This is a genomic window from uncultured Campylobacter sp. (assembly GCF_937997465.1).
In the GTDB taxonomy this organism is placed as follows: Bacteria; Campylobacterota; Campylobacteria; order Campylobacterales; family Campylobacteraceae; genus Campylobacter_A.
The window spans coordinates 1-7777 of sequence record NZ_CALKTQ010000344.1 but is presented as its reverse complement, the minus strand read 5'-3'; the positions used below and the strand labels follow the sequence as shown (position 1 = coordinate 7777).

The 7777-nt window shown below is 46.1% G+C and carries 6 protein-coding genes and 1 pseudogene; all 7 read right to left on the bottom strand.

Features of this window, described 5'->3' with window-relative positions:
* Window positions 1–870: 870 nt before the first annotated feature.
* Entirely contained in the window at window positions 871–1404 is a 534-nt protein-coding gene (locus Q0546_RS11770; RefSeq protein WP_298058529.1) for a DUF2393 family protein, read from the bottom strand.
* Window positions 1404–1931 carry a DUF2393 family protein gene (locus tag Q0546_RS11765; RefSeq protein ID WP_298793266.1) on the bottom strand — a complete coding sequence of 176 codons (528 nt, stop codon included), beginning with the start codon at window positions 1929–1931 and terminating at the stop codon, window positions 1404–1406. Before Q0546_RS11765 ends, Q0546_RS11770 begins: the two co-directional genes overlap by 1 nt.
* Before the next feature lie 79 nt (window positions 1932–2010).
* Window positions 2011–2904: pseudogene (gene hisIE, locus Q0546_RS11760) on the bottom strand (bifunctional phosphoribosyl-AMP cyclohydrolase/phosphoribosyl-ATP diphosphatase HisIE); the annotation flags it as partial.
* A 283-nt stretch (window positions 2905–3187) separates the two neighbouring features.
* Window positions 3188–4294 (bottom strand): SPFH domain-containing protein, encoded by a 1107-nt coding sequence (locus Q0546_RS11755; RefSeq protein WP_298793264.1) that lies wholly within the window; start codon window positions 4292–4294, stop codon window positions 3188–3190.
* 8 nt (window positions 4295–4302) lie between these two features.
* The gene (locus tag Q0546_RS11750) at window positions 4303–5217 is read right to left on the bottom strand and encodes a branched-chain amino acid transaminase (RefSeq protein ID WP_298793262.1); all 915 of its coding nucleotides are present in this window, start codon (window positions 5215–5217) and stop codon (window positions 4303–4305) included.
* A gap of 115 nt (window positions 5218–5332) precedes the next feature.
* A complete protein-coding gene (locus tag Q0546_RS11745; protein ID WP_298793260.1) occupies window positions 5333–6172 on the bottom strand; it encodes a hypothetical protein in 840 nt (279 codons plus the stop codon).
* A gap of 306 nt (window positions 6173–6478) precedes the next feature.
* Window positions 6479–7318, bottom strand: a complete 840-nt coding sequence (locus tag Q0546_RS11740) for a DUF3737 family protein (RefSeq protein WP_298793258.1) — start codon at window positions 7316–7318, stop codon at window positions 6479–6481.
* Window positions 7319–7777: the final 459 nt, after the last annotated feature.

Below are 7777 nucleotides of genomic sequence, written 5' to 3'. Positions count from 1 at the left end.
AGCAGCTTTGGCTTTTCTGGGTTGCACCTATCGTTGGAGCGATCATCGGAGCTATCATCTATAAAGTTATGGGCTGCACATGCGGCTGCTGCAAAAGTGCAAAATAATCACGCTTTATACTTCAAGGGGCGGTCTCCGCCCTTTCTATTTTCATAAAATTTTTAAAATTAAGATCAGTTAAGCGAATATAATAATCTATTTAACATATTACCGTTATTACATCTAACCTCTACTTCGCTATCCTTCTAGCTTCGTCTTAACAAACGTAAGTGCATCGCAATTAAATTATTCTTTGAGTTCTTTGTGTCACTATAACCTCGTCTCCGCAATCCAACAAACCATCGTAAGCCTTCCGGTAATCAGAATAGATAGCGGGTCATTAAAGTCGCTACATCTAGGCGACATCGGCATCAATTCATTTGCAAAATAGTTTTAGGCTATATAAACAAACTTGAACGTCGCACTTTAGTATGCCGTTTTACTAGCAACCGCAAGCCAAGAAATATTATAAAGTAGTAGGTTTTTAACCAAGTAGGCATACGAGCCAGAAATCTATTCTAAAATTAAATATTTTATCATGCACGCCGGCCATAAATTTCTGATGTTTTTGGTTATTTTATCGATTTTTTTATGAAATTTTAATAAACTCCGCTATTTATACCGCTTCCATATCGAGCTAAAAACACTATAAAATTTCTCTAAATTTCTTTTTCGGAATTTTTGAACGGACTATATATGTTTATTTTTTATCTCTACGCTTGTTATTTTTAAGAACATCGACAAGATCGTGATTTTTGTGTTTATACCTACCTTCAACAAAAAGCTCCTTTGGAGGTTTTTATATCGCATTCGGGCAAATTTGCCCGCGCCCTACCTACACTCCAGCTTAGTTATCGTTTGGGTATTAGCAAAGTACGACGGATACGGCATCGAGAGGCTAAAATTTCGTATCTGCTTCGGCGCGATATTTTTAGCGACGCTAGCGGTTATCTCAGCTACGTTTGAACGCTCGTCACTGCGCGAAGATAGCGATAGCCCGCTAGGCTTAAAGATAGACCCTGCGATCGTGTCCTTACTCACGGGGTTGTTGATGAGTTTGACGGTCAGATCGCAGTTCGCGATGCTAAACTCGCCCGTATTTCGCAGCGAGCCCTTAAACACGATGGTTTCGTTTCTTAGTACGCGGTGGCCTGAAAACCCCGTCAGCACGGCCTTTTTGGTGTATTTATCCACGATCATCATGAAAAAATATCCAAGCGTCAGCGTCGCTATTATGTTTATCGTGATGTAAATTTTAAAAAATTTAGGATTTTTCTCGCCGCGGGCGATAAGCGCGAAAAGTACCGATAGTAGCGCCAAAACCGCAAGCGCGATGAAGTGAAATACGTTAAAATACCCTTCCATCAAAAGCACTCCGAATTTGTCGTGATATTGTAATCCTGCGCGCGAAAGTTATTTACCGCGTGCGTGATCTCGCGTGTTGCGTTTATGTCTAGCACGTCTTTTAGCACGATATTTTCCCTCAAAAACGGCTTTAGCTCATTTGCGTAACGGCGCAACGTATTGCCCGAGTTTTTGTAAAAGCTAAGCCCGATTTCGCAGTAGTTAAACGGCTTTTTTGAGAGATTTGTTAGGCGCAGATCCACAAGCAGCGTATTTGAGTACTCAAGCTGCTTGGTTGAGACTAGCTCGAGCGAGCGGGTTCGCAAATTTTCATCTAAAAGCTTAGGCATAAAATACGCCCCGCACCCAAGCCCTGCGATAGTGACGATCATCAGCGCAAAGCCCGCAAAAAAGGACTTTGACGCGACATAGACGCAAAGCGAAACGAGCGCTAAAAAGGTCAAAAACATCCAGATATAGGCGGCAAAATCCACCCAGCTAAGGTGCGTCAGATAGAAATTTAAGCCCTGTTTTAGTTCGTTTATCATCTTGCCTCTTTGCTTCGTTTGCCTTGCGGCGAGCCAAATTTAAACTCCTCCTGCATAAAGCGTGCCAAATTTGACCGCCCTAACCTTTTCGCGAGTTTTTTTCCTCGATACCGCTTAGTCCGAAACGGCGCGCGAGCTCGGCCTTGATGCGGTCTGGGTGCACTCCGTGCAGCGCCAGCGCCACTAGCGAGTGAAAACATAGATCCGCCGCCTCGTAGACGATCTCCTCGGTCGGTGTTTTTAGCTTTAGGTTTTGAGACGTCTCGGTTTGGCTGTTTTGGTTTGCGGCATTTTCGTTTGAAATTTTAGCAAAATTTTCGTTTTGGGTTAAATTTGACGAAATTTGACCGCCGTTTGCGGCAGAGTTAAACTGTGCAGTTTCATTTTTGCGCGCCGAGGCATCCTTGCACGCCATCACTAGCTCCGTAGCCTCCTCTCCGACCTTTTTTAGGATCGCGTTTTCGCCCTTTTTAAACAGGCTCGCGACGTATGAGGTCTGCGGATCGGCGTTTAGCTTGCGGTCTAATATCGCGTGATAAACCTCGTCGATTATGCCGTAGATCGGCTTTTTGGCTTGGTTTAAATTTTGCTCTTGCGTCAAATTTTGCCCGTCATCGCTAGCTAAATTTGACTCGCCGCCGTCTCCAGAAATCTTTCTAAAAAAACACGATTTTTCGCCGGTGTGGCACGCTACGCCGCCGTTTTGAACGACTTTGAGCAGTATCGTGTCGTTGTCGCAGTCAAGGAAAATCTCGTCTATGGCCTGCGTATTTCCGCTCTCCTCGCCCTTTTTCCAGATGCGGTTTTTCGTGCGCGAAAAATAGTGTGCAAAGCCGGTTTTTAGGCTCAAATTTAGCGCCTCTTCGTTCATATAAGCAAGCATCAAAACCTCGCCGCTCGAGCTTTCTTGAACGACGGCAGGCAAAAGGCCGCCCACTTTTTCCCAATCTATTTTCATTTTTATTTCCTTTCGGCTACGGGTTTGGCTCGGCGCACGGGCAAAATTTAAAGCTCAAATTTGACTTCAAATTTGAGCATAAAAAGGCGAAGTTTTTTGCAAAAATATTTCGCTTCGCAAAAAATTACACCTGTTTCGAGATGATTTTGGAGTTACTCAGGTAAATTTAGCGGCGGACCTGACTTTGCTTGCGATTACAAACGGCAACGAAGCAAAGCCATCCAAACTAAATTTAGCCGACCTCGCAAAAAGCGTTCGCCCGCAAAGCGTAAAAAAGGCGAGTCGCTCCAAACAAAAATTATTGCGTTATCGCGCTTTGCTTCTCTTTATCCTTCGTATCCACCCAGATATTCGGCACCGCTCCACCAGGCGTTAAGAATATCTTCGCGTCTTTATTTTCGCGCAACGCCTCGTTAAATTTGGCCTGCGTTTCGATCTGCTTTAAATTTAGCAAATTGTGATCGAGGCTTTTTGCGACCTCTTTGTTTGCGTATGCCTGCGCGTCGGCTTCGATCTTAGCGGCGTCCGCGCGACCCTGAGCTTCGATGATAGCGGCCTTTGCCGTACCTTCTGCGAGGGCCGCTTTTTTAAGCGCCTCTTGATTTGCGCGCTCTACTTCGTATTTGGTTCGTTCAGCCTCTTGTTTAGCGATTTGTACGCGCTCGATCTGCTCTTTTACCTTTTCAGGCAGGATGATCTCGCGCAGTTGCACGGTTAGCAGCTCGACGGGTTTATTTGGCTGCGCGTCGATGTCCTTGCGGATACCCTCGTCGATAGCCGTGGCTAGGTCGTTTCGCTTCGTCGGAAGCTCCTCGGCGGTGTATTTACCCGCGATACTGCGCACGACGTCGCGCACGACGGGATCAACGATCTTGTTTTCCCAACTAAGCCCCCAAGACGCGATCGTTTGAGGCGCATTTTCCGGATTTAGGCGGTACTGCACGGTGATGTCGATGCTGACGGGCAAGTTTCTCGCGTCCAAAACGGAGATCGAGTTTTTGCGGATGATGCCCGCTTGAGCCTGTGCGCCATACTTTTGCGCAGCCTCGCCCATATCTTCGCCAGACGTGTAGTTGATGAGGCGAACGCGCGTATCGACTACGATGACTTTTTGCAAAAACGGAATAAAGAAGTGTAGTCCCGGCTGCATCGGAGACGGGTCGTATTTACCCAAATTTGACTTGATGCCCACTTCGCCCGAGTTTATCGTGACGAAAGGCTGCGTGAGCGCGATCACTGCCACGAGCGCGATGATGACGTAGGCAAAGGCCGAAATTTTGCCAAATCCTTTAAAATCAGGCGTTTTAAAATTTACTTTTGGGCCTTTACTCTCGCCACCGTTATCGTCTCCGCCGCCGCTAGAGCCGCGTTTTTTATTAAAATAATCATTCAAATCCGCTGGCATTTCGTTCCTTAAATATAAGTTAGCATCGAGGCGTATTTCGGATTGCGTCCGTAAACTACGTCAAAATACGCGTCTTGTAGGCGTTTAGTTACCGCTCCGCGCTCGCCCGCGCCGATCACGCGGTTGTCGATGTTGCTTATCGGAGTGACCTCGGCCGCCGTACCCGTGAAAAACGCCTCGTCCGCAGTGTATGCGCGGTCGCGAGTGATGCGCTCTCTGCGCACTTCGATGTCTAGATCGCGAGCGATTTTGATGACGGTGTCTTGCGTGATGCTAGCTAGGCTGCTGTCGTTTGGAGGAGTGATGAGCGCGCCGTCTTCCACGATGAAAAAGCACTCGCCCGGCCCCTCCGAGATGTAGCCCTCGCTATCAAGCAGCAACGCCTCGTCGTAGCCCGCCTCTTTGGCTTCGTAGTTTGCCATTTGCGAGCAGAGGTAGTTCGAGCTTGATTTCGCACGGCTCATTTGACCGCCGACGTTTAGTTTGGCAAAGCTTGAAATTTTCACGCGGATGCCTTTTTTAAGCCCCTCTTCGCCTAGATACGCACCCCACTCCCATGCGGCGATTGCCGTATTTACGGGAGCTTTGGTGTGAGCTAGACCCATCACGCCGTAGCCTAGGTAAACGATCGGGCGCAGATAGACGTTTGATTTAAATTTATTTGCGCAAAGTAGTTCGACCTGCGCGTCTTCGAGCTCTTTTTGCGTGTATTTGACGTTTAGGATCGTCATTTTGGCCGATTTTAGTAGGCGCGCGGTGTGATCGCTTAGGCGAAATATCGCTAAACCTTTATCCGTCATATAGGCTCTTGTGCCCTCAAACACCGCGTTTGCATAGTGAAGCGAGTGAGTTAAAACGTGGACTTTAGCGTCCTCCCATTTGACTAATTTTCCGTCCATCCAGATAAATTCGGAAGGGTTCATTTAGTATCCTTTTTTATAAAATTTGCTGAGTGTAGCTAAAATTTCTTTAAAATTTTGTAATGTTTAAGATTTCGTCCTAAAATTTTGAGCTTGCTAGGCAAAATTTACTCCGATTTTACAGCTCATCCGCTACGGTGTCTTCGATATTTTCGGCAAACGGTAGCACGAGCGTCTTACGAGAGCCAAACGCGTTATGCCACAGAGCTTTTTTGATCGCTTCGTAAGGCGTATCGTAAATTTTAGCCAGCTCTTGCAGTAGCTCCTCGGCCATGGCGTCGCTTAAATTTTTACGGCGATAAAATAGCATCAGAGTCGCGCCGATACCGATAAACTCAAACCCGAATCGCTCGTTCATCATCAAAATAAACGCATACGTCTGCTCAGGTTCAAAATCATCGGCAAAATACCCCTGAATCATTCTCGCAAATACGTCCGTACTGCGCTCGCAAGGACACAGATAAACGTCGATATCCTCGTCAAGAGCGTTATAATCGCGGGTATTGAGGTATTCTAGCGCCTTTAATTTATCTGGATAATTTAGGCTAAATTTACCGTAAAATTGGCCAACTTCCGTCTTGTATTCGGGGTTGCGCAGGATACTTAGCATCAAACGAAACTCCGCAGCCGGAAAGTCTTGAGCGTCCGGATTTTGCGCATTATACTCCTCCTCGTCCAGCATCTCGTAACTAGAGCTTGCATGCATATTCGTGTATTCGCACTGCGGAGCGTTTTCAATGATAAAAAGCGGCTTAAATCCAGCATATTGTTCGCACAGGCGGTCGTAGGCGATCGTGACGGCGTCCATATTTTGATGAGCGCGAAGGATACCGTATTTTAGGGTAAAATTCGCCTCTTTTGTGTAGCGCGGATCAGGCTTTGCAAACCTAAAAGAAATAAGCTTTTCCGGACGACAAACGGTGTAAAAAGCTAGCTTTAATTTTTCAAAAAACGACATATTTTTTCCTTATTTAAATAATTTAATTCTTTAGTTTAAAGGGGCAATTTAAACCAAAAACGGCTTAAATCTCAAATTTGACCGCAAACTTTTAATCCAAATTTGACTTCAAAATTTGAATAAAAAAACAATATAGCAAAGCATTTTACTTTTTACTTTACGCTTATGCTCGCAATAAGTATACGAGGCAGAAACTAGCCCAGCAGAATACATATAGTAGCAACCGAGTTTGGACGATATTTCCTTACGTTTGCAGTTGCGACCGCAAGCATAAGTATAAGTGAAAATACGAGTCGGCAAAAACCGCTATTTTTCTAAAATTATCCTAGTAGCGGCCGGATCCACGCACTCTTTTTGCATTATTATTTCGCCTATTTCTTTTGCCCTTATCGCGCCTGAAAGTGGGTTTTTCACGCTAGCTATGCCGCCTAAAATTTCAGCGTCCACGCTTGAGTACTCAAAGGCTAGCGTCGTATCTAGCGTCTGGCAGCCTCGCAGCACGAGATTTTGCACGTAGCAAAGCCCTTGCAAGCTCTCTATCACGCAGTTTTCAAAGGTCACGTTTTTGCTGTTCCACGCGAGGTATTCACCGCTTATAAAGCTATTTCGCACGGTCACGTTCTCGCAGTTCCAAAAGGCGTCTTTGCTAAGTAGTTTGCTATCCTCGACGAGCAGATTTTTGCAGCCGTCAAAGCCGTAGTTCCCGTCCAAATTTAGCCCGTAAACGCGCACGTTTTCGCAGTTCATCGCAAAATAATCCCCGCGCGCGCAGACGTTTTTTATCTCCACGTCCTCACAGCTCCACAGCGTCTCCTCGGCCTGGGTCAAATTTACGTTTTCTAGCCTCACGTTTTGGCACCTGCGGAAGGATTTTGGCGCCTGGATTAGCGTATCTTTAAAGCTAACGTCCTGCGCGTACCAGATGCCTGCGCGCGCCATTTGCAGTAAAAATCCGTCCTCCACGGCGACGTTTTTGGTGTACCACAGTGGATATTTCCACTCGAAAGTGCAGTTTTTTAGGCGCAAATTTTGCCCGTGCTTTAGCGGCGACTCACCCTCTGCGAACCCGCACCGCTCAAACTCCGCATCTTTTGTGCCAAACATCGCGCGCTCGCCGATAAATTTTTGCTCGACAAATTTTTGCATTTTCGCCTCCGCCGTTTTTTACTTAGATTATATCGGTTTTATGGCAACAAGGGTGCAAATTTTAAAAATCTGAGCGAAATTTATGAAGCAAACGGGTAAATTTAAGCAGTAACGAAAATCCAAGCGTTCGGGCGTTACTATTGTCTTTTGGAGTCCTATTTTCCCAAACGCTTGGCAGGAAAAGGTAAGATTTAGACTAGCGCAAAGGATGGAAACGCGAGCCTAAATTTTACCTTTTGCGGTCAAATTTGCCGTATCCGAGCGGGTGCGGGAGGGCGTCAAATTTGATCCAAATTTAAAGCCTGCGACCCATCAATTTGAGCGGGCAAATTTAACCCGGTCGCAAGCGCAAAAATCCAAATTTACCAAAAGGCGGCCCCAAAGCGCGTCGCCAAAGAGCCGCTAAATTTTACTTCTCAAACGCCTTTTCTAGGCTAAACGGAAACGCCTGATAGCCCA